We start from the raw sequence: 25,782 nt of genomic DNA on the forward strand, positions 1-25,782 counted from the left end.
CCCCTGTTTCCCCCCGAGCATGACGATCTCCCCGCCTTTGTGACGTACGACTCACCGAGATCGTTCCATCCGCCCGCCATCAGGCAAGCGGCGCCAATGCCCCCCACGCCACCGTCACTTCTCCCTGCCGCCAGCGCACCGCCGAGTCCGTCACGGGCCAGTCGGCCGTCAGGTCCCGCACCGCCCGGATCCACCGCTGCCGGGCGCCGTACGACGCGTAGGGCGCGGCGGCCGCCCATGCGCGGTCGAAGTCCCGCAGGAACGCGTGCACCGGCTCGCCCGGCACATTGCGGTGGATCAGCGCCTTCGGCAGCCGCTCCGCGAGGTCCGAGGGCCGCTCCAGCGACCCCAGCCGGGTGGCGAAGGTCACCGTCCGCGGCCCCTCCGCCCCGAGCGCCACCCACACATGACGCCGCCCGATCTCGTCACAGGTCCCCTCGACCAGCAGCCCGTCCGGCGCGAGCCGTGCGCACAGCCCCTCCCACACGCCGGCCACCTCGCGCTCGTCGTACTGCCGCAGCACATTGGCCGCACGGATCAGCAACGGCCGCGCGGGCACGGGGATCTCGAACCCGCCGTGCCGGAAGGTGAGCCCGTCACGCTCGTAGGGCTTGGCCGCGAAGACCCGGGCGGGCTCGATCTCGACCCCGACGACACGCGCGCGTGGAGCGACGGTACGCAGCCGGCCGAGCAGTTCGACGGCGGTCCAGGGCGCGGCTCCGTAACCGAGGTCGACGGCAACGGGATCGCCGGCGCGCCGCAGTTCGGCACCGTGGGTCGCGGCGATCCAGCGGTCCATGCGGCGCAGCCGGTTGGGGTTGGTGGTCCCGCGCGTCACCGTTCCCATGATGGGGGTCCCCCCGCTCGAGCGAAGCCGAGAGTGGGGGAGGGGGGCGCGGGCTTTCATGCCTACGAGGGTAAAGCGCCCCATAGGGGCGCGGGGAACTGCGCGACCAGCCCCACCGGCCTGCAACCGACCGGCGGCCTCACCGCCCCCACGCATCCCACCCTCGAACGGTTGAGCGACGTTCAGTAACGTGTCAGTAAAATCGACGCCCCCCGGAATGGGAACCAACCCCTCCGCTGTTGCACTCCTGGAGGACGCTCGACGCCCTCCCAACGGCATGCCCGCACCAAGGAGGACCGCCACGTGAGCCAGTACGCCAGCAGGCTCGGGCGCCGCTCACCGTCGGCTGCCACCCGGCTCCTCCGGCCCCGCCGCCCCCGCCGGGTCGCCATGCTCTCCGTGCACACCTCACCGCTCCACCAGCCCGGCACCGGCGACGCCGGCGGCATGAACGTCTACATCGTGGAGCTCGCGCAGCGCCTCGCCGCGATCAACATCGAGGTCGAGATATTCACCCGGGCCACCTCCGGCGGCCTCCCGCACACCGTCGAACTCGCCCCCGGCGTCCTCGTCCGGCACGTCGACGCCGGCCCCTACGAGGGCCTCGCCAAGGAGGACCTCCCGGCCCAGCTGTGCGCCTTCACGCACGGCGTGATGCAGGCCTGGGCCGGCCACCGCCCCGGCCACTACGACCTCGTCCACTCGCACTACTGGCTCTCCGGCCACGTCGGCTGGCTCGCCGCCCAGCGCTGGGGCGTCCCCCTGGTGCACGCCATGCACACCATGGCCAAGGTCAAGAACGCCAGCCTGGCCGACGGCGACACCCCCGAACCCGCCGCCCGGGTCATCGGCGAGACCCAGATAGTGACCGCGGCCGACCGTCTCATCGCGAACACCGCCGAAGAGGCCGACGAACTCGTGCGCCACTACAGCGCCGACCCGGCCAAGGTCGCCGTCGTCCACCCCGGAGTGAACCTCGACCGGTTCCGCCCCGCCGACGGCCGCGCGGCCGCCCGTGCCCGCCTCGGCCTCCCGCAGGATGCCCTGATCCCGCTCTTCGCGGGCCGCATCCAGCCCCTGAAGGCCCCCGATGTGCTGCTCCGCGCGGTGGCCGTCCTCCTCGACGAGCGCCCCGAACTCCGCTCCCGGATCGTCGTGCCGATCGTCGGCGGCCCCAGCGGTAGCGGCCTCGCCAAGCCGGAGGGGCTGCAGAAACTGGCCGCGCGGCTCGGTGTCGCGGACGTGGTCCGCTTCCGCCCGCCGGTCGGGCAGGAGCAGCTCGCGGACTGGTTCCGGGCGGCCTCCGTCCTGGTCATGCCCTCCTACAGCGAGTCCTTCGGCCTGGTGGCGATAGAGGCCCAGGCGGCCGGGACGCCGGTGCTCGCGGCCGCCGTCGGCGGCCTCCCCGTGGCCGTCCGGGACGGTGAGACCGGCTTCCTGGTGCACGGTCACAACCCTGCCGACTACGCGCGCGTGCTGCGCTGTTTCGCCGACGACGCCACTCTGGCGGACCGTTTCGGCAGCGCCGCCGCCCGGCACGCCCAGTCCTTCGGCTGGGACACCGCGGCCGCCGCCACCGCCGACGTCTACATGGCCGCGAACCAGTCCCACCGCCGTCGCGTACGCTCCCCCCATGGGTGATGCTCCACAAGAACGGCAGGCCGCGCAGGTCATCGAGGGTGTCCTGAAGGACGCCGAGCTGGAGTGGGAGAGTCCCGAGCCCGGCAACTACGTCGTACAGCTCCCCGGCACCCGCAAGCTGAAGACGACCGTCTCCCTCCTCGTCGGCCGCCACTCCCTCTCGCTCAACGCCTTTGTCATCCGCCACCCCGACGAGAACGAACCGGCCGTCCACCGCTGGCTCCTGGAGCGCAACCTCAAGCTGTACGGCGTGGGTTACGCTGTCGACCGCCTCGGCGACGTGTACGTCACCGCCAGGCTCCCGCTCGCCTCCGTCACCCCCGATGAGATCGACCGCATCCTCGGCCAGGTCCTGGAGGCGGCCGACGGTGCCTTCAACACCCTCCTGGAGCTGGGCTTCGCCTCCGCGATCCGCAAGGAGTACGCGTGGCGGGTGTCGCGCGGGGAGTCGACCCGGAACCTGGATGCGTTCACCCATCTGATCGAGCGCCCGGCCGACTGACCCAGGTCCGTACCTGAGCCCGATTGACCCCTGCACGACTCTTTCGAGGCGCCGGGGTGCCGTGCCATGCTCACGCCAGACGCAGATCTGAACGTCGTTCACATCCATGAAGAGTCGCATGGAAGGACGCACGGAATGAGCACCGCGCACCAAGGCATGACCAACGGCATGACCAGACGGACCCTGCTCGCCGGCGCCACAGCGGTGGCCGCCGCCACCGTGACGGCCGGTACGGCCCGAGCATCGGAAGGGGTCCACGCATCCGGCGGCCAGGTCCCTTCCCTCTGGCGGGAGTTCACCTGCACCCCCTTCACCCACCCGCAGATCCCGTTCATCGGCAGGGCCGGCGCGGCACGCATCCGCCGCCTCCCCGTGGTGGCCGACGTCCGCGCGTACGGCGCCGTGGCCGACGGAGTCACCGACTGCGCCCCCGCGATCAACCGTGCCATCGCCGCTGCCGCCAGGGCCGGCGGTGGCACGGTCACCATCCCGCCCGGCACCTTCCGCATCGACGGCCTGATCCAGCTCGGCCACGACAACGTGGTGCTGCGCGGCGCCGGCAGCGGGCGTACCACGCTGTACGCGACGAAGAACCTCACCGAACTGATCGGCCCGTACGGCTCCCGGTACGGCGGCACCAAGTCCGCGTGGTCCTGGGCGGGCGGCCTCATCTGGCTGGCGCCGCAGGCCCGTTGGGACTCCCTGACGGCCGCCATAAGGGGACAGGCCTGGCCGTTCGAGGGCTGGACCGGCAACAAGCGGGACGAGTGGGAGCAGTTGACGCCCGTCGCCCCCGCCCGCCAGGGCGACCGGACGGTCACCGTCACCGACCCCTCCCGGCTGCGCCCCGGCCGCCTGGTACTCCTCCGCGTGGACGACGACAGCGCCCACACCCTCCTCCAGCACATGTCCGGCGGGGGCCCGGGCCCGGCGTCGTACTACTGGGAGGACAAGACCAAGCTGCTGTCGTACGTGCCCTACGAATGGCCCGTCCGCGTCGCGGCCGTTCGCGGCCGCCGGGTGACCCTGGAGCGCCCGCTCCCGGTCGACCTGCGCCCCGAGTGGAACCCGCAGTTCACCACGCACGTAAGGGCGTTGACCGGATCCGGGGTGGAGGGCCTCACCCTCGACGTGATGGAGACCCCGCAGTCCCCGCACCTCCTCGACAAGGGCTACAACGGGGTCGTCCTGCAGTGCGCGTACGACTGCTGGGTGGACGACGTCACGGTCCGCAACGTCGACAACGGCTTCGGCCTGGTCGCCGCCTCCGCCTGCACCCTGCGCCGCACCCGGGTCGGCGGCCGGGGTGAACACCACCCGTACTTCTGCCGCGAGGGCTCGCACGACAACCTGATCGAGGACTTCACGATCGAGGAACGCACGGTCCCGGCCCCGTCCGACACTCAGCTGCACGGCATCAACGTCGAGGGCCTGTCCTCCTACAACGTCTGGTCGCGCGGCGAAATGCAGATGGGCACCTTCGACTCCCACCGGGGTCTGCCCTTCGCGAACGTCCGCACCGACATCACCGTCAACAACAACGGCCGCCACGGCGGCGACGCGAACGCGGGACCGTTGTTCGGGGCGCGGTTCACGCACTGGAACGTCCGGGTGACCAACGGCCGCGCGGGCCTGATGCGCCTCGACGGCCTCGCCCCGTACTCCGCCACCGTCGGCCTCGACACGGTCACGGACTTCGACCAGATCGACGTACCGGACTTCACCGGCGACCTGCACTCCCGCCTGGAGCTGTACGGGACATGGGACGCGGTCCGGCCGCGGAACCTGTACGAGGCTCAGCGCGAGCTGCCGTTCCGGTAGCGCCCGGGGGTCACCCCGACCAGCCTCTTGAAGTGGCGGGTGAGATGGGCCTGGTCGTAGAAGCCGGTGGCGGTGGCCGTCTCGCCGGGCGGTACACCGTCGAGGAGCAGCCGGCGGGCGCGGCCGACGCGGCGGGACATCAGGTACTGGTGCGGGGCGATGCCGTACGCGCCGCTGAACGCCCGTACCAGGTGGGCGGGGTGCGCGTGCAGCAGCCGGGCGGCCTCCTCCAGGGCGAGCCCGTCGGCGACGCGTTCGTCGAGGAGCTCGCGGAGGGCGGCGGCGAGGGCCGGGCCGGCCGGCCGCTCGGCCACGAGACGGGGGCGGAGCAGGCCCCGCAGCCGCTCGCCGATGAGGGTGAGCCGGCTCTCCGCCTCCAGCTCGTCTCCGGGGCGGGCGAGGGAGGAATGCAGCTGGCCGACGCGCCGGCGCAGCAGCGGGTCGCGCAGGTCGGGCCCGTCGACGGCGGCCCCGATGAGCTCGTCGCCGAGCAGGGCGCCGTCCAGATAGACCACGCGCTTGCGGAAACCGTCCGCGGTGGCCGGGGAGCCGTTGTGCGGTACGTGCGGCGGCAGCAGGGACACGGTGTCGCCAGGGGTGCCGTGCTCGTGCCGGTCGAGGTCGTACCGTACGGCGCCGTCGTCCACGATGAGCAGCGTCCAGGCGTCATGGACGTGCATCGGGTAGGCGTACTCGGTGAAGTGCGCGTGGAAGACCTCGGCGACGCCCGGGACACGCGGCCGCCAGGCGGTGACGTGCTGCGTGGCGTGCGGCCCGGCGTCCTGCGGGGCGTCCTGCGGGACGTGCTGCCGGGGGGCCATGCAAAGAACGTACAAGACGGGGTCGTACCGCGGTCGGCAGTCTCATGGCATGAGCACTGAACCCCTCCGCTTCGATACGAAGATCGCCGTTCTGCTCCGCGAGGACCTGGAGCCGTGGCAGCGCCTCAACGTGACAGCCTTCCTGGTCAGCGGCCTGGGACCGACCCTCCCCGAGGTGGTCGGGGAGCCGTACGAGGACGCCGACGGGGTGGCGTACCTGCCGATGTTCCGGCAGCCGGTGCTGGTCTTCGAAGGCACGAAGGAAGTGGTGAAGGCGGCCCACACCCGGGCCCTGAGCCGCGCCCTGCCCCGGGCCGTCTTCACGGCGGACCTGTTCTCGACCGGCAACGACCGCGACAACCGCGCGGCGGTGCGCGCCGTACCCACGGCCCAGCTGGACCTGGTGGGGCTCGCGGTGTACGGGCCGCGGAACGGGGTGGACAAGGTGCTGAAGGGGGCCCGGATGCATCCGTGACCTGCACTGTCCGCCGACAGAAGGAATCCCGTCGGGTGACCGGGTGATCGGATTATCACAATGGATGCAATCCGGGCTGAATGTCGTATGTCAGATTCATGCGATACATCAGATTCTTCAGTGCGGCCGCAGCTGCGGCGGCGATCGTCACGGGCCTGACGGGCCTGACGGGCGGGCCGGCGAGCGCCGCGGAGCCGGACCGCATCGCCTGCAGCGGGACGGCGCTGGCCATCGCCGTCAACACCGCGCAGAACGGCGACACCCTCGAACTCCGCCGCGACTGCACGTACCACCTGACGACGCCGTACCCGGGCAGTGACAACGACGGTCTGCCCGCCATCGGCAAGAACCTCACGATCCGGGGCAACGGTGCGACGATCGTCCGCGACGGGCTGAACACCGCCCCGTTCCGGATCTTCGACGTCAACTCGGGCGGCAACCTGCGCCTGGAGAACCTCACCGTCCGGGGCGGGTATCTCGACTCCTCCATCGGCGAGGACGGTGCCGGGATCCGGGTCAACGGTGGCGGCGCGCTCTCGCTGGTGAAGGTCGACGTACTCGACAACACCACCACGGAGAACGGCGGCGGCGTCGCGGTGGAGGCGAACGCCTCGGCGACCGTCAAGAACAGCTATGTGGCGTTCAACAACGCGAACAACGGCGGCGGGCTCTACACCGCGGGGGCCGTGACCATCGAGAACTCCGAGTTCGCCCGCAACCACGCCCGGACCTCCGGCGGCGGGATCTACCAGGCCGGCGGCACCACCTTCGTCGGCGCAAGCGTGATCCGGCGCAACACCTCGGCCGGGACCACCCGCGGCGGCGGCATCTACATCGCCGGGGGCACGGTGGAGATCTGCGAGACCAAGATCGCGAACAACACCGACACGGGCAACAGGGGCGGCGGGATCTACAACAACGGGAACCTGCGGCTGGTGAGGTCCGAGGTCAGCGGCAACGTCGTCGGAGGCGCGAACGGCCTGGGCGGCGGCATCTACAACACCTCCTTGGGCGTGCTCACCCTCAAAGGCAGCGAGGTCTTCCGCAACAGCGCGAACGGACCCGGCACCTCCGTGGGCGGCGGCATCTACAACGCCGGCGGATCCGTCACCCTCGACCACAGCACCGTCCGCAACAACGCCTCCACGGCGGCGCCCGGCGGCGTCTTCACCAGCAACGCGGTCCTGGTGACGGACTCGAAGGTCGTCCACAACATCCCGACCAACTGCACCCCGAGCCCGGGCCTGGTGCCCGGCTGCACGGACTGAGACCGATGGGCGGTCCGGCCGTCCCCTGCCCTCGGAAGACCGCGGGCAGGGGACGGCCGGCGGCCCCGATGACCGGGCCGACCGCACCGACCGGTCCGGTCAGACGGTGCGCAGGCCGGTTGGACGGTACGCAGGCCGGTCAGACGGCACGCACCTCGGCGCTCTTCGCGGGAACGGCCGCAGGCCGCTGCACCGGCAGCCGCCGCATGAGGACGCCGTACCCGAGCCCCGCCCCGGTGCCCACGACCGCGCACACCCCCCACAGCCACTCCGCCCCGAACCGGTCGATGACGACCCCGGACATCAGCGGCGCGACGAGCGCGGCGGCGGACCACGACAGCGTGTACATCCCCTGGTACCGCCCCCGCCCGTGCACCGGCGAGAGCCGGACCACCAGCCCGGTCTGTGTCGGGGCGTTGACGATCTCGGCGAGCGTCCACACGCACACGGTGAGCGCGAAGACCCCGACCGACCCGGCGAAGGCGGTGAGCCCGAAGCCGTACCCGGCCAGCAGGGACGAGACGACGAGCAGCGACCGCGGATCCCGGTGCTCGATGACCCGGGTGACCGGGATCTGGAGCACCACGATGAGCACCCCGTTCACGGCGATGGCCATGCCGTAGTCGGCGGGCGTGAACCCGGCCTGTCCCATCGCCACCGGCAGCGCGACCGATCCCTGCTGGAAGATCAGGGCGACGAGGAAGGACAGTCCGACGACGGCCATGTACCGCCCGTCGCGCAGCACGTTCGCGAGACTGACGTCGTCCTCCTTCGCGACCTCCTTGGCGGCGCGTTCCGGCCGGGACTCGGGCAGCTTGAGGAAGACCAGGACCGCACAGACGGCGGTCATCCCGGCCTCGATGAGGAACCCGGCGCGGTAGCTGACCTCGGCGACGAACCCGGCCCCCATGGACGACACTGCGAACCCGAGGTTGATGGCCCAGTAGTTCAGCGAGAACGCCCGGACCCGGTCCTCGGGCCGCACGATGTCGGCCATCATCGCCTGCACGGCCGGGCGGGAGGCGTTGGAGGCCATGCCGACGAGGAAGGCGACGCCGGCGATGGCGACGGGATCGCTCACGAACCCGAGCAGCGCGACGGCCGCGGCGGTCGAGGACTGGGCGACGAGCAGAGTCGGCCGCCTCCCCAGCCGGTCCGCCATCACCCCGCCCGCCAATGACGACACGACCCCGCCCAGCCCGTGCAGGGAGGCGACGAGCCCGGCGTAGGACGCGCTGTAGCCGCGGTCCAGCGTCAGATACAGGGCCATGTACGTGGCGACGAAGGCGCCCAGGCGGTTGACGAGGGTGCTGGTCCACAGCCACCAGAACTCGCGGGGCAGACCGGAGACGGTCTCCCGGGCGGCGCGTCGCAGGGCGACGGACGGCATGGCTCCCCCAAGGCAAGGTGTAAGTGCTGCGTGGCTTGACCGGACCTTACTTACACGCCGCTCGCCTGAGCCACTCAATTAACAAATGCAGTCAACTGTCCGCCCCCTGGGACGGCCCCCGGGCGCCCGCCCCCTGCCCCGAATACGTGGATTACGCTCTGACCCATGGCCGACGCACCGTACAAGCTGATCCTCCTCCGCCACGGCGAGAGCGAATGGAACGCGAAGAACCTGTTCACCGGCTGGGTGGACGTCAACCTCAACGAGAAGGGCGAGAAGGAGGCGGTCCGCGGCGGTGAGCTCCTGACGGACGCCGACCTTCTCCCCGACGTGGTCCACACGTCCCTCCAGAAGCGGGCGATCCGCACCGCCCAGCTGGCCCTGGAGGCCGCGGACCGCCACTGGATCCCGGTCCACCGCAGCTGGCGCCTGAACGAGCGCCACTACGGCGCGCTCCAGGGCAAGGACAAGGCGGCGACGCTGGCCGAGTTCGGCGAGGAGCAGTTCATGCTCTGGCGCCGCTCGTACGACACCCCGCCCCCGCCGCTGCCGGACGACTCCGAGTTCTCCCAGGCCGCCGACGCCCGCTACGCGACGATCCCGCCGGAGCTGCGCCCCCGCACGGAGTGCCTCAAGGACGTCGTCATCCGCATGCTCCCGTACTGGTACGACGGCATCGTCCCCGACCTCCTGGCCGGCCGCACGGTCCTGGTAGCCGCCCACGGCAACAGCCTCCGCGCCCTGGTCAAGCACCTGGACGGCATCTCGGACGCCGACATCGCGGGCCTGAACATCCCGACGGGCATCCCCCTGTACTACGAGCTGGACGCCGACTTCAAGCCGGTCACCCCGGGCGGCCGCTACCTCGACCCCGATGCGGCCGCAGCGGCGATCGAGGCGGTCAAGAACCAGGGCAAGAAGAAGTAAGCCTGACTGATCAAGCCCCCTACCTGCGGGTTCTCCGCGAGCAGGGGGCTTGTCGCTGTGCTGGGGCCGTCTCTGGGCCGTGGCGCTTAAGAGCCCTGCACGGTGTCCGTCACCCAGGCCAGCACGCGCATCACGTGGACGATCCGGCCGGTGGTCTTCCTGCCGCTAGCTCATCGGCACGACGAACAACTCCCGCCCTGTGCATACGCCTTCAGGCCTCAGGCGAAGGGAGCCTAGGTTCACTTGATGCTTGACGGCCCAGCGCCTCACTCTGGAGCCGGGCCTCAGGCATGCTCGCCTGCATGAGCGCCTACAGCAGCGATCTAGACCTCAACGTGTACGACGTCACCGGCAACGGCACGGAAGTCGACGTTGCCACCAATCTGCTCAACGGCGACATCAGGCTCTCGATCCTGTGGACCCAAGAGATCCTCCTGTCCGCCGAAGCCGCCGACCAAGTAGCCGACGCTCTACGGCGAGCCGCAGCACAGTCCCGCAGCATCACAACCGCCCCAAGCACCGACTGAGTTACAACTTTCTCTACTGGTTCAAGCCGGCTGCGCTCCGCTCCGCCGGGCGCGTTGGTTCCGTATTCTGCCGCACTCGACCTGCCCCATGCCCTGGTCGAGTGGGTCACCATGCTCATCACTGTTTGAGATCTTGAATGCCTGAGAAGTGGGCCCCCTGCCCACCGCGCTGGTACACACCGCTACAAGTAGGACCGGTGCCGTGAGTGAGCGGCTCCCCCGATGACGCGCTGGAATGCAGGTCCGCATCCCCACGGATGATCCTGAAGACATGGCCGGACCGATGCGCGTGATCGTGCATCCGCCGTCACCCACAGGTGGCCGTAGGGTGCGCTTGGACGGCCGGGATCCTCGGCCTGGTCCACAACGTGGCCGACGTCGCGGAGTTCCTCCGCCGAGCGGGGCTGGAGATCGACCCGGCGGAGGTGGCGGAGTCGCCGTGGATCGACTGGCGGGGAGGCGGGCCGGAGCACTGGGGCCCGGAGACGTGACGGTCGAGAAAGTCTGACCGGCATGGCAGTCGAACCCCCTTCCGTACCCGTCTTTACAGGGGAACGAGGGAGGGCGCATTGAACGCCGACGAGGAACGCCAGTTCCGCGAGTTCGTGGCGGCGCGGTCGAGATCGCTGCTGCACACGGCCTACCTGCTGACCGGGGACTGGGAGCAGGGCCGGGACCTGCTCCAGACCGCGCTTGCCTCCACCGCTCGGCGTTGGTCGAAGCTGCGCGACCGGGAACAGCCGGAGATCTATGTCCGCCGGGCTCTCTACCACGCCCAGGTGGATCGCTTCCGGCTCCTCAGCTGGGGGCGGGAAACGGTCACGGACACCGTGCCGGACCAGCCGTCCGGGCAGGTCGCCGACTGGGCCGACACCGTGGTCCAGCGGCAGGACATCATGGCCGCGCTGCGGCGGCTGCCCAAGCGCCAGCGTGCGGTGATCGTCCTGCGCTACTTCGAGGACCGGCCGGACAACGAGATCGCCGCGATTCTGGGCGTTGCCCAGGGGACGGTCCGCAGCCAGACCCACAAGGCCCTCGCCTCTCTCCGCACCACCCTGGCCGAGGCAAGGCCGTCGGCCGCCTCCTCCACCGCCGCCGGAAGGGGCGCCATCGCATGAACGACTCGACCGAACACCCGCTGCACGATGCCTTGCACGCCCATGTCCGGGAGAGCAGCAGTGACGCCGCCGGTGCCCATCTGGTCGGCCTGGCCGACGGCGCGTTGCGGGTCGCCCGGCGGCGGCAGTGGCTGGCCCGCGCCGGCGTCGGCGTCGTCGCAGCCGCCGTGGTCGCCACCGCCTGGGTGGCCGTCGCGGACGGCGCGACCCCGCGCGCGCACGTGGTCCAGCCCGCCACAGGGGGCGGCACCGGGAAGGCGACCCCGGTCTCCCTCCTGCCGGTCACCTCGTCCGTGGAGCGCGCCTGCACCCAGGGCAGCGACGGCTACACCGTGCACGCGACCGCGACCCAACCGGCGTTCTGCGTCCACACCGACCGTGCCAAGGGCATGACCGACGTCCGCGTCACCTCCGCGAAGGCCGGGAAAAGCACCATCGACGGCACCTGGCAGGTCGAGGTGACCCTCAGCCCCGCCGACCGGACCCGTTTCGCCGCCCTCACCGGCTCCATCGCGGCGGCCCCGGTCCCGCGCAACGAATTCGCCATCGTCATCGACGGCAAGCTCTGGGGCAACCCCTACGTGACCTCCTCGATCACCGGCGGCCGTTTCGAAATCGTCGGAGCCTACGTCGGGGATCTCAGCAGCGCCACCGCCCACGATCTCGCCCACCAGCTGAATCCCAGGTGAGTGGTCGACTCCCGCTACGGCGTTGGCACAGCGAAAAGGCCCCCGCCTGCGGGAAATCCGCAGGCGGGGGCCTTGATCAGTGAGCTTCTTCGAGTTGGTCATCGTTCAGGTGATGGCCTGTGAAGCGCAACGAGCGAGGCCCTCGGGCTGGAAAGCCGTGGCTGGCCGCGGTATCTGCAGGCCAGGATGCGGACATGACCTTCGTGATTGTTCGTGGCAGCGCCGAGGACGGGCCGTACCGCTGCCCATGCTGCGGCTTCATCACCCTGGCCGAGCGTGGAGCGTTCGAGATCTGCGACGTCTGCTATTGGGAAGACGACGGCCAGGACGAGCACGATGCCGATGAGGTCCGCGGCGGCCCCAACCACGACCTAAGCCTGCGCCAAGCCCGACAGAACTTCGGGGCATTCGGCGCATGCAACGAGTACTGCGCCCAATTCGTCCGCGCCCCGCTGCCCGAGGAGCACCCGGATAGCGGCACGCCCTACGGAGTGGGAGCCCTCTACTCATGGCAGTGACGTTCAGAGCTCCCAACGCACCACAACCGCACCAGAACGAGCGGGGAACTGCGGGGAATCACGGGGAAGGCAAGTGCCACGGACGGGGCCACAGCTCGACCGTTCGCCCAGGTCAGCCCCTGAACCAGCAGCAAATGATCTCAGCTTCCCAAGCTGAGGGCTCAGGCACCGTTGTTACGGGGCGGTCGCCCCGGCTGCTCTGGTCGACGGCACCGGCAGCGTGGTGGAGGCCGGTGGGGGTGCAGCGAGGCATACGCGCGCCTGGTCGGTCGGCGCACCCGCCGTCGTGGGTGACTGTCGTCGGCTGAGGCGCAGACGAACCTGTGTCCGACTCTGAGCAGACGTCTCCGGGCCCCCACCCGCGGCCGGTGCGGTAAGACTGTGCATCCTGTGCACCATGGCGAACCCCGAGGGCCCGTACGTGAAGGCGCACTTCCGGCTTGAGATCGAGGACGACTGGCCCCCGGCGTCGGTGGAGAGTCTGTGGGCGGTCGACCAAGGCGACGGCACTGTACGGCTCGACAACATCCCATGGTTCGTTCGTGGCATTGCCTGCGGGGACGTCGTGGCCATCGAGCCCGACGAGGAGGGCGTGCGATGGGCCGGCGAGGTGGTTCGGCGTTCGGAGAACTGCACCATCCGCCTCATCGTGTTCCGTGACAGCGGCTCGGGAGCCGCACGGCAGAGCGTGATCAACGCGTTCAAGGAACTTGGCGTCGACGGCGAGGGCATAGAGCGGTTCGGCATGGTCGCCCTGGACGTCCCGCCCACCGCCGATCTCGCCAAGGTGCAACGGCTGCTCAACCACGGCGTCGCCAAGGAGTGGTGGGACATGGAAGAGGGGTGCATCACCGCGCAGTGGCGGGCTGCTTCCGTCGGCTGACGCCGTTCATGTGATCCACGGCTGGGCCGTCCCTGGGCCGTCCGAGGCCGCTCGGCAGTAGTCAATGACGACCAACGACGACCACCAGCCGCTCGAGCCCACCGCCTTCGACCAGCAAAGACCCAGCTCACCAAGATCCCCTGCAAGACCCGGGGCAAGAAGAAGTAGCTTTTGTGATCATGCCCCTGAGCTGCCCTTCCGGCGCGGGTCAGGGGTATTTTCACGGTCGGAGAGCCTGTCCGGCTGCGCTCGCGCGGGAGCGCCCCGCGGCGTGTGGCTGCGGGGCGCCCCTGGGGGGTTCAGTCGACCGGCTCCCCGTCGTGCGTACCGCCCTTGCAGAGGTTGCCCGGCTCATTGATCGCGGGCATTCCGCCGCCATCCCTGCACTGCTTGGGGGTGACGTAGGACGTGGCACCCTGTGCGGTGGCGGTGGCGGCGCTGGTGAGGCCGAGTCCGGCGAGGGCTGCCGTGGCGATGACGGCGGCGAGGATTCGTCGAATGCGCATCTGGTTCCCCTTTCACGGATTGCCTCCAATGGGGCACTAGTCAGCTTGATCTTCACCCATGTGGGTGGCACGCCATGTTGGGCCATTCGGGTGACGTTGCTGCGGGTGCGGGGCGGCTACGCGTCCCCGGACCTCTGCCCTGCCTCTGCCTGGGCTCCCGCATCGCGGAGGGCCAGGACGGCTGCGGTTGCGTCTTCCTGGGGCACGCCGTCGAGAATCAGGGCGGGAACCCGCGTCGCCAGAACCTTGCTGCGCCAGAGGCTCAGCCCGGTCAGCCGACGTACGGCCTGAGCCACGTCCAGCACGCGGGCACCGGGATCGGTGAGCACCACGTCGTAGGGCACGTCGTCGCACACCAGCAAGAAGTACTCGGCTGCCATTGCTCTCCCCGCCTCCTCTCCGGTTCGGAGCATACGAGCCCTCGGTCGACGCGACACGGGGTCGCCGTCACGACGCCCTGCGTTGTCGCCTGATCGGTTCTCCCACCCGGTGCAGGTGGGCCAAGGCCTCGCGGTAGGACTGGATCAGCCCGGTCTCGTGGTACGGCACCCCGATCTCGGCGCAGTACTCGCGCACGATGACCTGGGCCTGCCGCAGATGGGGCGTGGGCATGCTCGGGAACAGGTGGTGCTCTATCTGGTAGTTGAGTCCACCGAGCAGCACGTCGATGAACCTGCCGCCGCGCACGTTGCGGGAGGTCAGCACCTGGCGCCGCAGGAAGTCGGGCCGCTCGTCGCCGGTGAACGTCGGCATGCCCTTGTGGTTCGGGGCGAACGTGCAGCCCAGGTAGACGCCGAACAGACACTGGTTCACGGCGAGGAACGCCACCGCCTTGCCCGGAGAGAGCACCAGGAAGAGGGCGGACAGGTAGCCCGCGATGTGCAGGAAGAGCAGGGCGCCCTCGACGAGCCGGTTCTTCATGGCCGGCGAGCGCAGCGCCCGTACGCCGGCAACGTGCAGATTGAAGCCCTCCAGCGTCAGCAGGGGGAGGAACAGGAATGCCTGGTGGCCGCCGATGAAGCGGGCCAGGCCGCGGCTGGAGCGGGCCTGTTCGGTGGACCACAGCAGGATGTCCGGGGCGACATCCGGGTCCAGTTCCTCGTGGTTGGGGTTGGCGTGGTGGCGGGTGTGCTTGTTCATCCACCAGCCGTAGCTCATGCCGATGCCGAGGTTGCCGTACAGCCTGCCCCCGATCTCACTCGGCCGGCCGCGCCGGAACACCTGACGGTGCGCCAGATCATGGGCCACCAGGGCCGTCTGACCGAAGACCACGGCCAGACAGGCGGCGACCGCCAGTTGCCACCAGGTGTCACCGAGGGCGAAGAAGGCCGCCCAGCCCGCCGCCAGCAGGGCCGTCACGAGGCCGAGACGCAGCGTGTAGTAACCGGGGCGCCGCTCCAACAGGCCCGCTTCGGCGATGCGTCGGGAGAGCCTGGCGAAGTCGCTGCCGGTCCTGGAACCGGACCGGTGCGGACGGGCGGCGGCGGATGTCCTGGCCGCGGTGGACGCGTCGGTGGAGAAGGTCATGCCGCCGAGTCTGCGGACTGCCGTCCGGCCGGGGCAGCCTGCCAGTCACCGTATGCCCATGGGGGCTGCCCCCATGTCGTTCCAGGGGGATGTCACCCCCCTGTGCCGTTGACCAGGCACGGGACAGGCCCCACGGCCATACCGACCTTCCCCCGCATGCCGTTTCCTGCGCATGCCGATGTGCCGTACGAGTGAATCGGACGCTCGTTGACCGGCGGCCGACACGACAGCGGGAAGGCCATCCTGCAAACCGGACACGTCACGGGCAGGGAGAGCGCCCCTATGCCGAAGTTCCTCATCCAAGCCGCCTACACGCCCGAGGGGACGAAGGGTCTGCTCAGGGAAGGTGCGAGCGGCCGCCGCGCCGCCGTCGACCATGTGGTCGCCGGCCTCGGCGGGACGGTCGAGGCCATGTACTTCTCCTTCGGAGAGGACGACTTCGTGTGCATTCTCGACTTCCCCGACCCGGTCTCCATGGCCGCTGTCAGCCTCAGCGTCAAGGCCAGCGGCGCGCTCCGCACCCGGGCCACCCCCCTTCTCACCCCTGACGAGATCGACGAAGCCGCCCGCCGGCAGGTCGACTTCCGCCCTCCCGGCGCGTAGGCCGGGACAGCCTGGCAAGGGGTGCGCCGGACACATGCCGGTGGACCCCTCACGGCCGACCCCTCACGGTCGACTCGTCACGCCGGAACGTGTCCTGGCCACCCGCCCCGTTTCTCGCGCGACCTGCGAGAACCCCGCGACCTACGATCACCCGGTACGGCTGCCGGAGGGGCGGGGAGGGGCGGGAATGCTCGAGGACATGGAGGACGGGACGGCGGCGGCGACGCGGCTCGCGGAAGGCGCGCCGCTTCGGAGCACGCTGGATGTCACCGACCCCGGTGACTGGCTCCTGCTGGACGCAGGAGTGCGTGAGGTGGCCTGGTACCGGGACCGGCCGCGGCTCATGCCGGAGTGGGAGCCGTCCGCCCCGCTGCCCGCCGACCTGACCCGGCTCGGCGAGTCCCGGCTCGCACTCGCCCTCTGCCACCGTGACGGACGGATACGTCAGGAAGCGGTGCGCCGGTCGGCCGAACACCCCGGCCTGCTGCCGCTGGTCGTGATCCGCTGCGCCGACTGGGCCGGCCCGGTGCGCGAGAGCGCCCGGCAACTGCTGCGCGAGGCCCTGGGCATGGACTCCGCCCTCGGCCTCGCACCGCTCATCCTCCGCGTCGGCCGCCGGGACAGAGGCGCCTTCGGCGTCGATCTGCTCGGCCGGGTGCTGCGCCGGGCGTCCCACGAGCGGCTCGCCGCGCTCTTCACCGACCCCGACCGCGTCGTCCGGCGGTTCGCGTACCGGCTGGCCGTCGAGGGCCGGCTGCTCGGCCCGGCCGAGCTGGCCCGCGCGGCCGCCAGGGACGAGGACAGCGTGGTCCAGGACCTGTGTGCCACGGCGGCGCTCACTGCTCTGGGGGACGAGGAGGCGTGCGAGGAGGCGTACGAGGACGTGCTGCCTCTGCTGCTGTCCGCGCGCAACCCGCGTACCCGCTCGGCCGGCGTCACCGGGCTGCGGCGGGCGGGGCGACCGGAGCAGGCGGAGCCGTTTCTCAGCGACCGGTCCGCGCTGGTGCGCGCATGCGCCCGGTATGTCGTACGGCAGCAGCAGGGAGGCGATCCGGCCGCCTGGTATCGGGACCGGTGCTCGGCACCGGACGACCCGGAGTTGCCGCCCGGCGCGGTCATCGGGCTGGCCGAGTGCGGGAACCGCGCGGACGCCGGGCTGCTGAGGCCGCTGCTCGCGCACCCGGCGGCCAGGGTGCGGGCGCGGGCGGTGGCAGGGCTGCGGGTACTGGACCGCGTGGATACGACGCTGCTGCGGCCGCTGCTCGACGACCCTGCCGCCGGTGTCGTCCGCGAGACGGCGGTCGCCCTGCTGCCCTCGGCGACGCAACTGCCCGCCGACTGGCTGCTGGAGCGCACCGGCTCCGAGTGGCCGCGGCACGTCCGCGTCGGCGCGTTCCGGCTGCTCGACGCGCGCGGCGGCATCGTGGCGCTGCGGGCGGCGGTCGGTCTGCTGGCGGACCCGGACACAAAGCTGCGCACCTGGGCCGGCCTGTCCGTGCAGCGCTGGCATCCGTCGGCGGATGTGCGCGGCCATGAAGCGGAGGCGGGGGATCTGCTCGACCGGAGCGGACACCTCTTCAGCGACCATGTGCTGCGCCGGCGCAAGTGGGAGGCCGGGGTGGACTGCTGAGTACGCCTGGAGGCGACGGCGCCCTCCGCGCAGCCCACACGCCGGTCTCGCGCCAGTTCGTACGACCGTCTGCCCGGCCGCTCGGCTGTCCGAGGTGTTCCGTTGCGCCGCACAGGCGACCTGCCCGTGCCACCTCGCTCCTTCGTTCGTATCGCGCGCATTGACTGCCCCCTGCCGCGCTACGGAGATTCACGCGATGCAGTCCCTTTCGCGGCGACCACACATGCCCGCGTATCCGGTGCCGGTTCCGGCACCGGAAGAGAAGGGAATCGGATGCGCGCACTGCGACGTCTCCTCTGGAGCGCACTTGCGTCGTCGCTCGTTCTGATCGGAGCAGCACCAGCCCCCGCCCAGGCCGACGAGCCCCACCCGCAGAACGGCAGCAAACACAACTGCCCGATCGAACACCGGACGGCCAGCACGACCAAGGCACCGCCGACGGGACTGCAGGACTACTACCACGGTGACTGGCGGCTCGGCCCCAGCTACCTCGGGACGACCGGTGTCATCGGACGGATGCTCCGGGGCTACCGCCCGCAGGACAGCACCTCGCAGTTCTGGTTCCTCGGCTGCTACTGGCAGACCGACCAGCAGAACCAGTCCGGCTGGTGGTACCCGGACAACAACGGCTTCGTCCTGCGCGACGGCCGTCCGGTCGAGGCACCGAAGACCCTCCGGGTGGGGCAACGTGTCGACCTGTTCGGCAGCGGCAACGGCTTCTTCCTCGCACCGGAGGGCACGCCGTACACGAAGCGCGCTCTGCCGCCGACCAACCTGGACGAGTACGACCCGAAGAACCCTCCCTTCAACTACCACCTGTACCGCGTCGTCAAGCCGCTCACGGTCCAGGCCGGGCCCATCAGGCCCTGGTTCGGCCAGGAAGGGCTCGGCGAGCAGTTCCTGACCAGCACCAGGGTCTCCGTACTGGCCGCGCCGGGCGGGTATCTGAAGGAGATCGCCCCGCCTATGCAGCACCAGCAGCAGCACCAGCACCAGCACCAGTCGCAGCAGCAGTCGGAGCACCAGCCGCAGCACCAGCCGCAGCAGCAGCACCAGCACCAGCCGCAGCAGCAGCAGCACCAGCCGCAGCAGCACCAGCCGCAGCAGCAGCACCAGCCGCAGCATCAGCAGTCGGAGCACCAGCCGCAGCACCAGTCGCAGAATCAGTCGGACCACCAGTGGGACCACCAGAAGTAGCACCAGTCGCCATACCAGGGGGGCGCACCGTGCAGCCCCTACCTGCCGCTTCGTGGTGGGTAGGGAGCCGCTTGCCCTTCCGGGACCGCCGTCATGCCCGGTGACGTGGTCACGCCGCGGTCGGTGTTTGCCGGATCGGCAAACGGGGTCGTCCGACCAGGACGGGGTTTCGCATGATCGGTGGTGCGGCGGCGGCACCTGCGCTCGAAGCCGCGTCCTACGGATCCGCGGCCTTGAGGAGGGCGTATGGCACAGCATGCCGAGATCGGTCACCGGGTGGTTTCCTCCCCTGCGGGGCGGATCCATCTCGTCGAGCAGGGCACCGGGCCGCTCGTGCTGCTCGTCCACGGATTCCCCGAGTGCTGGTACTCCTGGCGGCACCAGTTGCCCGCGCTCGCGGCGGCGGGGTACCGGGCGGTGGCCGTCGATGTGCGCGGGTACGGCCGCTCCTCCAGGCCGGCCGCGACGGACGCCTACCGGATGACCGAACTCGTCGAGGACAACGTCTCCGTCGTGCGTGCCCTCGGCGAGGAGTCCGCGGTCGTCGTCGGGCACGACTGGGGCGCGACCATCGCCGCGAACTCCGCGCTGCTCAGGCCGGAGGTGTTCCGGGCCGTGGGGCTGCTGAGCGTGCCGTACACCCCGCGTGGCGGGCCCCGGCCCAGCGACGTCTTCGCACGGATGCGTGCCGGTGGCGGGGACGAGGAGTTCTACGTCCCGTACTTCCAGCAGCCGGGGCGCGCCGAGGCCGAGATCGAACCCGATGTACGAGGCTGGCTCGCGGGCTTCTACGCCGCGCTGTCCGGAGACACCCTGCCCGGGCCGGGCGCTCCCGACCCGCACTTCGTGCGCGAGGGCGGGACCCTCCGGGAGCGGTTCCCCGCCGGGCGGATACCCGCGTGGCTCGGCGAACGGGAACTCGACGTCTTCGCGGGAGAGTTCGAACGCACGGGGCTGACGGGCGCGCTCAACCGGTACCGGAACATGGACCGCGACTGGGAGGACCTCGCCGCCTACGACGGCGCCCCGATCACCCAGCCGTCCCTGTTCGCCGGCGGCAGCCTCGACGCCTCGACGACCTGGCTGGCCGACGCCATCGAGGCGTACCCGGCCACCCTCCCGGGCCTGGTCTCCTCCCACCTCCTCGACGGCTGCGGACACTGGATCCAGCAGGAGCGCCCGGACGAGGTCAACCGGCTGCTCGTCGACTGGCTCGCCGGCCTGCCCGGCTCCTGAGCGGAAGCGCCCGTCCGGCCTCCGGGACCGTCACCAGATCGACAGGGGCACCTCGTGGATCTCGTCGGCCGGATGACCGGTGCGTTCGTGGACGCGCCTGACCGCCTCGGCCGACGGCGCCTCGGAGAGGCAGTAGACGTTGCCGGAGTCCGGGTCCGCCCAGGCCCGTTCGAAGTGCACGCCCTCGTCCTTCTCGACGGCGAGATCGGCCTCGTGGGCCTCCTGGAGCTGTTCGGCGGTGATGCCCTTCATCCCGTGGTGGACGTCCATGAACTGCGGCATGGCTGCCACCTCCTTCGCCTTGTCCGTCTCCCCTCCATGCTGCGCCCGCCGCCGCGGCACGGCATACGAAGGGCCCCGGACCGGAGTCCGGGGCCCTCTGCCGTAGCTGAAGTGTCCGCTCAGCCGCACTGGCAGGGGCTGCCCGACTGGCAGCCGCAGCCACAGCCCGAGCCGCACCCGCACGCGCCGATGACCAAGAGGTTCTTGATCTCGGCGGGCTGCTCGGTCTCTCGTTCCTGGGTGGGGTCGGGTGTGGTGCTGGGGGATTCGGCCATGGATCCCTCCTAGAGGTCCCTAGATTCCCGGCCCCTGGATTCCCTAGAGGCAGGGCGTGGTGCCTTTGCCCATTCCATGCCCGTTTCGCTGGGCGCATCAACAGCGCACGGCAGCGCACAGATGCGCCGCGAGCCTGCCCCGCACCCCGCGAGCCCCCCGACCGCCGGAGGTGCTACGCCCCCTCGGCGCCCGTCACGGCTGGATGTCGGGCTGCAGCTCGTCCGCGTGCTCACCAGTGACCAGGAAGACGACGCGCTTGGCGACGGCGACCGCGTGGTCGGCGTACCGCTCGTAGTAGCGGCCGAGCAGCGTCACGTCGACGGCGGTCTCGATGCCGTGCTTCCAGCGGTCGTCCAGCAGGTGCGAGAAGAGCGTGCGGTGCAGCAGGTCCATCTCGTCGTCGTCCTGCTCCAGCTGCATCGCCAGGTCGACGTCCTTGGTGATGATCACCTCGGCCGCCTTGGCCATCAGGCGCTGCGCGAGCTGGCCCATCTCCAGGATGGTCGCCTCCAGGTCCCGCGGGACCGCGCGCGACGGGAAGCGGAGCCGGGCGAGCTTCGCGACGTGCTGGGCAAGGTCGCCGGAGCGCTCCAGGTCGGCGGACATCCGGAGCGAGGTGACGACGATCCGCAGGTCCGTCGCCACCGGCTGCTGGCGGGCGAGCAGGGCTATCGCGCGCGCCTCCAGGTCGTGGTGGAGTTCGTCGACCTTCTGGTCGTTCTCGATGACGCTCTCGGCAAGCTTCAGGTCGCCGTCGAGGATCGCCGTCGTGGCGCGCCCGATGGCCGAGCCGACCAGCCGGGCCATGTCGACCAGGCTGTCGCCGATCGAGTCGAGTTCCTCGTGGTACGCGTCCCGCATCAGGGTTCCCTCTCGTGCGTGTGTCCAGGGGTTTCGGGGGCCGGGGGCCGTGGCCGAAACCAGCTGCGAACCCCACGCTCCCACGTTCCGGTCCCAACGCGACCGTTTCTGCCACCCCAAATGAACCAATACTGGCTCCAAGGTGAACTCTGGGCGACGAGTGTTCGAGCTCGCACTCCCATGGCTGTGGGGATGTCGTACCCCCTGCTTAACCTGTTTGCATGGACGTGAACGCGGCGGTCGCCGCAGCGGCAGCGATCGCCGGGGTGCTTACCGGTGTCATCGCCATGCTGGCGTTCCGCTGGAGCGAACGCGACCAGAAGCGACCGACCAGGACTTCTCTGCACACCGACCCCGTACTGCCCCCGGGCGTGGACACCGTACTGAGCGTGCTGCGCTCCTCCGCGGTCGTCCTCGACGAGGCCGACGCCGTCGTCAAGGCGAGCTCGGCGGCGTACGCCCTCGGACTCGTGCGCGGCGGCAAACTCGCCATCGAGCCGATGCTCGGGATGGCCCGGGACACCCGGCGCGACGGCGAGATACGCCAGGTCGAGCTGGACCTGCCGCGGCGCGGCACCGGACGCGGAGAGGCCCTCGCCGTCTCCGCCCGGGTGGCGCCCCTCGGCTCCCGGCTGGTGCTCCTCCTCGTCGAGGACCTCACCGAGGCCCGCCGCATCGAGGCGGTACGACGTGATTTCGTGGCGAACGTGAGCCATGAGCTCAAGACCCCGGTCGGCGCACTCTCCCTCCTCTCCGAGGCTGTCATGGACGCCTCGGACGATCCGGAGGCCGTGCAGCGCTTCGCCGGTCGCATGCAGATAGAGGCCACGCGCCTGACCAACCTGGTCCAGGAGCTCATCGACCTGTCGAGAGTGCAGAACGACGACCCGCTGGAGGACGCCGAGCCCGTCCGGGTCGACGAGCTGGTCGCCGAGGCGATCGACCGGTGCCGCCACCAGGCCGGCACCAAGCAGATCACCATGGCCGCCGGCGGCACCGCCGACCTGCACGTCTGGGGCAACCGCGGCCAGCTCGCCGCCGCCCTCGGCAACCTGGTCGAGAACGCCGTCAACTACTCCCCGGCCCGCACCCGGGTCGGGATAGCCGCCCGCCGGGTCAGCGCGCCCGGGGGCGACATGATCGAGCTCGCCGTGACCGACCAGGGCATCGGCATCACCGACAAGGACAAGGAGCGCATCTTCGAGCGCTTCTACCGCGTCGACCCGGCCCGTTCCCGGGCCACCGGTGGCACCGGCCTCGGCCTCGCCATCGTCAAGCACGTGGCCGCCTCGCACGGCGGGGAGGTCACGGTGTGGAGCGCCGAGAACCAGGGCTCCACGTTCACCCTCCGGCTGCCGGAGGCGGGCGCGGTACGCGACCGCGCGTCGCAGCACCCCGACCCCGACCTCGACGACGAGGCCGGCACCACCGAGTCATCCCCGTACGAACCGCTTCCCGCCCCGGAGGTCCTTCCGTGACCCGTGTGCTCGTCGTCGAGGACGAGGAGTCCTTCTCCGACGCCCTGTCGTACATGCTCCGCAAGGAGGGCTTCGAGGTCGCCGTGGCGGCCACGGGCCCCGACGGACTCGACGAGTTCGAGCGCAACGGCGCCGACCTCGTCCTCCTCGACCTGATGCTGCCGGGGCTGCCCGGTACCGAGGTCTGCCGCCAGCTGCGCGGCCGCTCCAACGTCCCCGTCATCATGGTGACGGCCAAGGACAGCGAGATCGACAAGGTCGTCGGGCTCGAAATAGGAGCCGACGACTACGTCACCAAGCCCTTCTCGTCCCGCGAACTGGTGGCCCGCATCCGCGCGGTGCTCCGCCGCCGCGGCGAGCCCGAGGAGGTCACCCCGGCCGCCCTCGAAGCGGGCCCGGTCCGCATGGACGTCGACCGCCACGTGGTCACCGTCTCCGGCTCCAAGGTCGACCTTCCCCTCAAGGAGTTCGACCTCCTGGAGATGCTGCTGCGCAACGCGGGCCGCGTCCTGACCCGTATGCAGCTCATCGACCGGGTCTGGGGCGCCGACTACGTCGGCGACACCAAGACCCTCGACGTCCACGTCAAGCGCCTGCGCGCAAAGATCGAACCGGACCCGGGCGCCCCGCGCTACCTGGTGACGGTGCGGGGCCTCGGCTACAAGTTCGAGCCCTAAGTCGCCGACCGGCTACGATGAGCAACCCTCGCCGTCGGGTGGACGGAGAGGCTAAACGCCTGTGGAGCGTTGGTAAGACCCGGAGTGATCCGGGCGCGATGCGGTGAAGCAGGAATCCCCTTGAGGGTGCGCCAAAAGTTCGAGCCGTAAAGCTCGGCAACGCCAAGGGCGGGAACCGATAACCAAGGTTCCCGCCCTAGCTGTTTCAGGCCGACGCTCAGCCCGCGTTCGTCGACGCCGACGCCGAGTCGGTCGGGGTGGCCGAGGCGCTCTCGGACGTCTTGCCCTTCTTGCCGGTCTTACCGGCCTTGGCGCTCTCGCTCGCCGTGGCGCCGGCGGCCGGGGAGACGGAGACCGACGCGGAGGCCGAAGGCGACGGCACCGAGCTCGGGCCCCAGCCAGTGAAGTAGCTCTCGGCCGGCACGACGAACGCGCGCAGGCTCACGTCACCGGTCTTGCTGAAGGTGAACGTGATCTTCTGGGCGTTGCCGTCCTGGACCGCCTCACGGCTGCTGGCCAGCATCGCGGAGGCGTTGTCCTTGCCGCCGAGGATCAGCCGGCCGCCGGCCTGGATGGTCAGCGGCTGCGACTTGGTGGCGTGCAGCTCGGCGGTCTTGTTGGTACCGGCGACGACGATCGACTGGAGCGTCTCCGGCTCGGTGCCGGTGTTGAAGATGGTCGCGGAGATCACGGCCGGTCCGTCCGACGTGAGGTCGGGCTGCGTGATCACGCTCGCGTTCTGGACCTTGATGTCGCCGACACTCGTCGCGGCGTTGTCGGGCTTGATCTCCAGCGTCTGGGAGTCGTTGCCGGCGCCGCACGCGGCGAGCGAGGCGACGGAGAAGGCGATGGCGGAGGCGGCGAGGGCGCCGCGTCGAAGGCTGCTGCTCACGGCGGCGGCAACTCCTTGAACGCACGGGCGACTACCTTATAAAGCCGCCCTAAGTGTCTGTCAGCGGCCTTAGGTTACCGAGCCGTTCCCGCACGGTCGCACCCGACCCTCCCCAAGCCCCTCGCTTCTCTCAAGCAGTGGGTACCCCCAGGGGGCTGCAAGTGACTCTCCGGTCACTTTGAAGCGACGCCCGTCCGGCATTCAGATAACTCGTTCGCAACACCGCGCGCAAAATTTCCGTGAAGGAATGCGCGGCCACCAGGGAAATTGATCACGTACCGTTCGGTCGGACGCCTGTGATCAATTCCGGAAACGCCCCGGATCCGGTCCGGGCAACCGAACGGAGTAGCGGAAGTCGTACGCTTGGAACCGGACATATGGGGACGTTCATCCACTTGGGTGGGCGTCCGGATGTGTGTAACGTGCGCGTTTCACCTCACCCGGAGAGCCGCTCCGACCTGCGAATACCTGCTTCCGGACGGCTTGTGCAGCACGTTCCTGTTGCTGTTGTCAAGCCCCGAGATATGCCCTGACCTGCGAAAACGCCATTCAGAACCGCCGGTTTCCGTGTTACCCTGGATAGCCACGGAAGGGGTACCTGTCACATGACGTTCAAGGTTGGCGACACCGTGGTCTATCCCCATCACGGGGCCGCGCTGATCGAGGCCATCGAAACTCGCCAGATCAAAGGCGTGGACAAGACCTACTTGGTGCTGAAGGTCGCCCAGGGTGACCTGACGGTACGTGTGCCAGCGGACAATGCGGAGTTCGTCGGCGTGCGTGATGTGGTCGGTCAGGACGGGCTGGACCGGGTCTTCGAGGTGCTGCGTGCACCGTACGCCGAGGAGCCCACGAACTGGTCCCGTCGTTACAAGGCAAACCTGGAGAAGCTCGCCTCCGGCGATGTCATCAAGGTCGCGGAAGTCGTGCGTGACCTGTGGCGTCGTGAGCGCGAGCGCGGACTCTCCGCCGGAGAGAAGCGCATGCTCGCCAAGGCCCGCCAGATCCTGGTGAGCGAGCTCGCCCTCGCGGAGAACACGAACGAGGACAAGGCCGAGGCCCTGCTCGACGAGGTCCTCGCGTCCTGACGCGGTCCAGCTCGGCACACTGAAACTCCGCACACCGATATGCCGCGGTGCCCGATGACACAGCAACTGTCGCCGGGCGCTGCGGCATGTTCGTACCCGGAA

At 70.2% G+C, this 25,782-nt stretch carries 28 protein-coding genes and 1 pseudogene; 19 read left to right on the forward strand and 10 right to left on the reverse strand.

Annotated features, from left to right (window positions below; translation table 11 throughout):
* Positions 1 to 79 precede the first annotated feature (79 nt).
* Positions 80 to 847 carry a class I SAM-dependent methyltransferase gene (locus EDD90_RS29835; RefSeq protein ID WP_185149266.1) on the reverse strand — a complete coding sequence of 256 codons (768 nt, stop codon included), beginning with the start codon at positions 845 to 847 and terminating at the stop codon, positions 80 to 82.
* A gap of 303 nt (positions 848 to 1,150) precedes the next feature.
* Here EDD90_RS29835 and mshA point away from each other — a divergent pair, with 303 nt between their 5' ends.
* From mshA to EDD90_RS29850, 3 genes are all read left to right on the forward strand, one after another.
* The gene (mshA, locus tag EDD90_RS29840; RefSeq protein ID WP_185149267.1) at positions 1,151 to 2,488 is read left to right on the forward strand and encodes a D-inositol-3-phosphate glycosyltransferase; all 1,338 of its coding nucleotides are present in this window, start codon (positions 1,151 to 1,153) and stop codon (positions 2,486 to 2,488) included.
* Positions 2,481 to 2,990, forward strand: coding sequence for a YbjN domain-containing protein (locus EDD90_RS29845; protein WP_123976027.1), 510 nt, complete (start codon positions 2,481 to 2,483; stop codon positions 2,988 to 2,990). The genes mshA and EDD90_RS29845 overlap by 8 nt, the downstream gene beginning before the upstream one ends.
* A 135-nt stretch (positions 2,991 to 3,125) precedes the next feature.
* Entirely contained in the window at positions 3,126 to 4,811 is a 1,686-nt protein-coding gene (locus tag EDD90_RS29850; protein WP_260328165.1) for a glycosyl hydrolase family 28-related protein, read from the forward strand.
* Here the strand turns inward: EDD90_RS29850 and EDD90_RS29855 are convergent.
* Positions 4,787 to 5,632, reverse strand: coding sequence for an AraC family transcriptional regulator (locus EDD90_RS29855; protein ID WP_123976028.1), 846 nt, complete (start codon positions 5,630 to 5,632; stop codon positions 4,787 to 4,789). The two genes, EDD90_RS29850 and EDD90_RS29855, sit on opposite strands and share 25 nt — an antisense overlap.
* Before the next feature lie 49 nt (positions 5,633 to 5,681).
* On the opposite strand from EDD90_RS29855, the gene EDD90_RS29860 reads away from it, so the two are divergent.
* Positions 5,682 to 6,107 carry a DUF2000 domain-containing protein gene (locus tag EDD90_RS29860; RefSeq protein WP_123976029.1) on the forward strand — a complete coding sequence of 142 codons (426 nt, stop codon included), beginning with the start codon at positions 5,682 to 5,684 and terminating at the stop codon, positions 6,105 to 6,107.
* Positions 6,108 to 6,205: 98 nt separating this feature from the next.
* The gene (locus tag EDD90_RS29865) at positions 6,206 to 7,375 is read left to right on the forward strand and encodes a right-handed parallel beta-helix repeat-containing protein (RefSeq protein ID WP_123976030.1); all 1,170 of its coding nucleotides are present in this window, start codon (positions 6,206 to 6,208) and stop codon (positions 7,373 to 7,375) included.
* Positions 7,376 to 7,514: 139 nt separating this feature from the next.
* Here the strand turns inward: EDD90_RS29865 and EDD90_RS29870 are convergent, their stop codons facing one another.
* A complete protein-coding gene (locus EDD90_RS29870; protein WP_123976031.1) occupies positions 7,515 to 8,765 on the reverse strand; it encodes an MFS transporter in 1,251 nt (416 codons plus the stop codon).
* A gap of 165 nt (positions 8,766 to 8,930) precedes the next feature.
* On the opposite strand from EDD90_RS29870, the gene EDD90_RS29875 reads away from it, so the two are divergent.
* The 7 genes and pseudogenes from EDD90_RS29875 to EDD90_RS29905 all read left to right on the forward strand — a co-directional run bounded on the left by EDD90_RS29875 (position 8,931) and on the right by EDD90_RS29905 (position 13,427).
* A complete protein-coding gene (locus EDD90_RS29875) occupies positions 8,931 to 9,692 on the forward strand; it encodes a phosphoglyceromutase (protein ID WP_123976032.1) in 762 nt (253 codons plus the stop codon).
* 302 nt (positions 9,693 to 9,994) lie between these two features.
* Positions 9,995 to 10,219: a hypothetical protein gene (locus EDD90_RS29880; RefSeq protein ID WP_185149270.1), complete on the forward strand. Its 225-nt coding sequence runs from the start codon at positions 9,995 to 9,997 to the stop codon at positions 10,217 to 10,219.
* A 271-nt stretch (positions 10,220 to 10,490) separates the two neighbouring features.
* A pseudogene (locus EDD90_RS29885) lies at positions 10,491 to 10,710 on the forward strand (hypothetical protein).
* Between the two features lie 78 nt (positions 10,711 to 10,788).
* Positions 10,789 to 11,337: a SigE family RNA polymerase sigma factor gene (locus EDD90_RS29890; RefSeq protein WP_123976034.1), complete on the forward strand. Its 549-nt coding sequence runs from the start codon at positions 10,789 to 10,791 to the stop codon at positions 11,335 to 11,337.
* Entirely contained in the window at positions 11,334 to 12,026 is a 693-nt protein-coding gene (locus EDD90_RS29895; protein WP_123976035.1) for a SecDF P1 head subdomain-containing protein, read from the forward strand. Before EDD90_RS29890 ends, EDD90_RS29895 begins: the two co-directional genes overlap by 4 nt.
* 194 nt (positions 12,027 to 12,220) lie before the next feature.
* Positions 12,221 to 12,544 carry a CPCC family cysteine-rich protein gene (locus EDD90_RS29900; RefSeq protein WP_123976036.1) on the forward strand — a complete coding sequence of 108 codons (324 nt, stop codon included), beginning with the start codon at positions 12,221 to 12,223 and terminating at the stop codon, positions 12,542 to 12,544.
* Between the two features lie 397 nt (positions 12,545 to 12,941).
* On the forward strand, positions 12,942 to 13,427 hold the full coding sequence (locus EDD90_RS29905; protein WP_123976037.1) for a DUF4265 domain-containing protein: 486 nt from the start codon (positions 12,942 to 12,944) through the stop codon (positions 13,425 to 13,427).
* Between the two features lie 299 nt (positions 13,428 to 13,726).
* Here the strand turns inward: EDD90_RS29905 and EDD90_RS29910 are convergent, their stop codons facing one another.
* The 3 genes from EDD90_RS29910 to EDD90_RS29920 all read right to left on the reverse strand — a co-directional run bounded on the left by EDD90_RS29910 (position 13,727) and on the right by EDD90_RS29920 (position 15,460).
* Positions 13,727 to 13,933: a hypothetical protein gene (locus EDD90_RS29910; protein WP_123976038.1), complete on the reverse strand. Its 207-nt coding sequence runs from the start codon at positions 13,931 to 13,933 to the stop codon at positions 13,727 to 13,729.
* 116 nt (positions 13,934 to 14,049) lie between these two features.
* Entirely contained in the window at positions 14,050 to 14,313 is a 264-nt protein-coding gene (locus tag EDD90_RS29915) for a ribosomal protein L7/L12 (protein ID WP_123976039.1), read from the reverse strand.
* Positions 14,314 to 14,380: 67 nt separating this feature from the next.
* Positions 14,381 to 15,460, reverse strand: a complete 1,080-nt coding sequence (locus EDD90_RS29920; protein ID WP_123976040.1) for an acyl-CoA desaturase — start codon at positions 15,458 to 15,460, stop codon at positions 14,381 to 14,383.
* 282 nt (positions 15,461 to 15,742) lie between these two features.
* On the opposite strand from EDD90_RS29920, the gene EDD90_RS29925 reads away from it, so the two are divergent.
* The 4 genes from EDD90_RS29925 to EDD90_RS29940 all read left to right on the forward strand — a co-directional run bounded on the left by EDD90_RS29925 (position 15,743) and on the right by EDD90_RS29940 (position 20,126).
* Positions 15,743 to 16,063, forward strand: coding sequence for a GYD domain-containing protein (locus tag EDD90_RS29925; RefSeq protein WP_123976041.1), 321 nt, complete (start codon positions 15,743 to 15,745; stop codon positions 16,061 to 16,063).
* Positions 16,064 to 16,250: 187 nt separating this feature from the next.
* Entirely contained in the window at positions 16,251 to 17,693 is a 1,443-nt protein-coding gene (locus EDD90_RS29930) for a hypothetical protein (protein ID WP_260328166.1), read from the forward strand.
* 273 nt (positions 17,694 to 17,966) lie between these two features.
* On the forward strand, positions 17,967 to 18,890 hold the full coding sequence (locus EDD90_RS29935; RefSeq protein WP_123976042.1) for a TNT domain-containing protein: 924 nt from the start codon (positions 17,967 to 17,969) through the stop codon (positions 18,888 to 18,890).
* A gap of 246 nt (positions 18,891 to 19,136) precedes the next feature.
* Entirely contained in the window at positions 19,137 to 20,126 is a 990-nt protein-coding gene (locus EDD90_RS29940; RefSeq protein ID WP_123976043.1) for an alpha/beta fold hydrolase, read from the forward strand.
* A gap of 30 nt (positions 20,127 to 20,156) precedes the next feature.
* Here the strand turns inward: EDD90_RS29940 and EDD90_RS29945 are convergent, their stop codons facing one another.
* The 3 genes from EDD90_RS29945 to phoU form a co-directional block, all read right to left on the reverse strand.
* Positions 20,157 to 20,408: an SCO4226 family nickel-binding protein gene (locus EDD90_RS29945; RefSeq protein ID WP_123976044.1), complete on the reverse strand. Its 252-nt coding sequence runs from the start codon at positions 20,406 to 20,408 to the stop codon at positions 20,157 to 20,159.
* A gap of 119 nt (positions 20,409 to 20,527) precedes the next feature.
* Positions 20,528 to 20,683: a hypothetical protein gene (locus EDD90_RS55715; RefSeq protein ID WP_185149271.1), complete on the reverse strand. Its 156-nt coding sequence runs from the start codon at positions 20,681 to 20,683 to the stop codon at positions 20,528 to 20,530.
* 193 nt (positions 20,684 to 20,876) lie between these two features.
* On the reverse strand, positions 20,877 to 21,545 hold the full coding sequence (phoU, locus tag EDD90_RS29950; RefSeq protein WP_123976045.1) for a phosphate signaling complex protein PhoU: 669 nt from the start codon (positions 21,543 to 21,545) through the stop codon (positions 20,877 to 20,879).
* 221 nt (positions 21,546 to 21,766) lie between these two features.
* On the opposite strand from phoU, the gene EDD90_RS29955 reads away from it, so the two are divergent.
* Positions 21,767 to 23,023 carry a cell wall metabolism sensor histidine kinase WalK gene (locus tag EDD90_RS29955; RefSeq protein WP_123976046.1) on the forward strand — a complete coding sequence of 419 codons (1,257 nt, stop codon included), beginning with the start codon at positions 21,767 to 21,769 and terminating at the stop codon, positions 23,021 to 23,023.
* Complete coding sequence (locus EDD90_RS29960) at positions 23,020 to 23,700, forward strand: response regulator transcription factor (protein WP_010358452.1); 681 nt, start codon at positions 23,020 to 23,022, stop codon at positions 23,698 to 23,700. The genes EDD90_RS29955 and EDD90_RS29960 overlap by 4 nt, the downstream gene beginning before the upstream one ends.
* A 217-nt stretch (positions 23,701 to 23,917) precedes the next feature.
* Here EDD90_RS29960 and EDD90_RS29965 read toward each other — a convergent pair whose 3' ends face one another.
* Positions 23,918 to 24,592, reverse strand: a complete 675-nt coding sequence (locus tag EDD90_RS29965) for a DUF461 domain-containing protein (protein WP_123976047.1) — start codon at positions 24,590 to 24,592, stop codon at positions 23,918 to 23,920.
* Between the two features lie 605 nt (positions 24,593 to 25,197).
* On the opposite strand from EDD90_RS29965, the gene EDD90_RS29975 reads away from it, so the two are divergent.
* Positions 25,198 to 25,680, forward strand: coding sequence for a CarD family transcriptional regulator (locus tag EDD90_RS29975; protein WP_003953493.1), 483 nt, complete (start codon positions 25,198 to 25,200; stop codon positions 25,678 to 25,680).
* Positions 25,681 to 25,782 lie beyond the last annotated feature (102 nt).

It is taken from the genome of Streptomyces sp. Ag109_O5-1, from assembly GCF_003814875.1.
GTDB lineage: Bacteria > Actinomycetota > Actinomycetes > Streptomycetales > Streptomycetaceae > Streptomyces > Streptomyces sasae.

Bases quoted from the DNA above. Each gene is read 5' to 3' on its own strand.
- EDD90_RS29835 (WP_185149266.1), bottom strand. From the start codon at position 847: ATGGGAACGGTGACGCGCGGGACCACCAACCCCAACCGGCTGCGCCGC.
- EDD90_RS29845 (WP_123976027.1), top strand. From the start codon at position 2,481: ATGGGTGATGCTCCACAAGAACGGCAGGCCGCGCAGGTCATCGAGGGT.
- EDD90_RS29850 (WP_260328165.1), top strand. From the start codon at position 3,126: ATGAGCACCGCGCACCAAGGCATGACCAACGGCATGACCAGACGGACC.
- EDD90_RS29855 (WP_123976028.1), bottom strand. From the start codon at position 5,632: ATGGCCCCCCGGCAGCACGTCCCGCAGGACGCCCCGCAGGACGCCGGG.
- EDD90_RS29860 (WP_123976029.1), top strand. From the start codon at position 5,682: ATGAGCACTGAACCCCTCCGCTTCGATACGAAGATCGCCGTTCTGCTC.
- EDD90_RS29865 (WP_123976030.1), top strand. From the start codon at position 6,206: ATGCGATACATCAGATTCTTCAGTGCGGCCGCAGCTGCGGCGGCGATC.
- EDD90_RS29870 (WP_123976031.1), bottom strand. From the start codon at position 8,765: ATGCCGTCCGTCGCCCTGCGACGCGCCGCCCGGGAGACCGTCTCCGGT.
- EDD90_RS29875 (WP_123976032.1), top strand. From the start codon at position 8,931: ATGGCCGACGCACCGTACAAGCTGATCCTCCTCCGCCACGGCGAGAGC.
- EDD90_RS29880 (WP_185149270.1), top strand. From the start codon at position 9,995: ATGAGCGCCTACAGCAGCGATCTAGACCTCAACGTGTACGACGTCACC.
- EDD90_RS29895 (WP_123976035.1), top strand. From the start codon at position 11,334: ATGAACGACTCGACCGAACACCCGCTGCACGATGCCTTGCACGCCCAT.
- EDD90_RS29900 (WP_123976036.1), top strand. From the start codon at position 12,221: ATGACCTTCGTGATTGTTCGTGGCAGCGCCGAGGACGGGCCGTACCGC.
- EDD90_RS29905 (WP_123976037.1), top strand. From the start codon at position 12,942: ATGGCGAACCCCGAGGGCCCGTACGTGAAGGCGCACTTCCGGCTTGAG.
- EDD90_RS29910 (WP_123976038.1), bottom strand. From the start codon at position 13,933: ATGCGCATTCGACGAATCCTCGCCGCCGTCATCGCCACGGCAGCCCTC.
- EDD90_RS29915 (WP_123976039.1), bottom strand. From the start codon at position 14,313: ATGGCAGCCGAGTACTTCTTGCTGGTGTGCGACGACGTGCCCTACGAC.
- EDD90_RS29920 (WP_123976040.1), bottom strand. From the start codon at position 15,460: ATGACCTTCTCCACCGACGCGTCCACCGCGGCCAGGACATCCGCCGCC.
- EDD90_RS29925 (WP_123976041.1), top strand. From the start codon at position 15,743: ATGCCGAAGTTCCTCATCCAAGCCGCCTACACGCCCGAGGGGACGAAG.
- EDD90_RS29930 (WP_260328166.1), top strand. From the start codon at position 16,251: ATGCTCGAGGACATGGAGGACGGGACGGCGGCGGCGACGCGGCTCGCG.
- EDD90_RS29935 (WP_123976042.1), top strand. From the start codon at position 17,967: ATGCGCGCACTGCGACGTCTCCTCTGGAGCGCACTTGCGTCGTCGCTC.
- EDD90_RS29940 (WP_123976043.1), top strand. From the start codon at position 19,137: ATGGCACAGCATGCCGAGATCGGTCACCGGGTGGTTTCCTCCCCTGCG.
- EDD90_RS29945 (WP_123976044.1), bottom strand. From the start codon at position 20,408: ATGCCGCAGTTCATGGACGTCCACCACGGGATGAAGGGCATCACCGCC.
- EDD90_RS55715 (WP_185149271.1), bottom strand. From the start codon at position 20,683: ATGGCCGAATCCCCCAGCACCACACCCGACCCCACCCAGGAACGAGAG.
- phoU (WP_123976045.1), bottom strand. From the start codon at position 21,545: ATGCGGGACGCGTACCACGAGGAACTCGACTCGATCGGCGACAGCCTG.
- EDD90_RS29955 (WP_123976046.1), top strand. From the start codon at position 21,767: ATGGACGTGAACGCGGCGGTCGCCGCAGCGGCAGCGATCGCCGGGGTG.
- EDD90_RS29975 (WP_003953493.1), top strand. From the start codon at position 25,198: ATGACGTTCAAGGTTGGCGACACCGTGGTCTATCCCCATCACGGGGCC.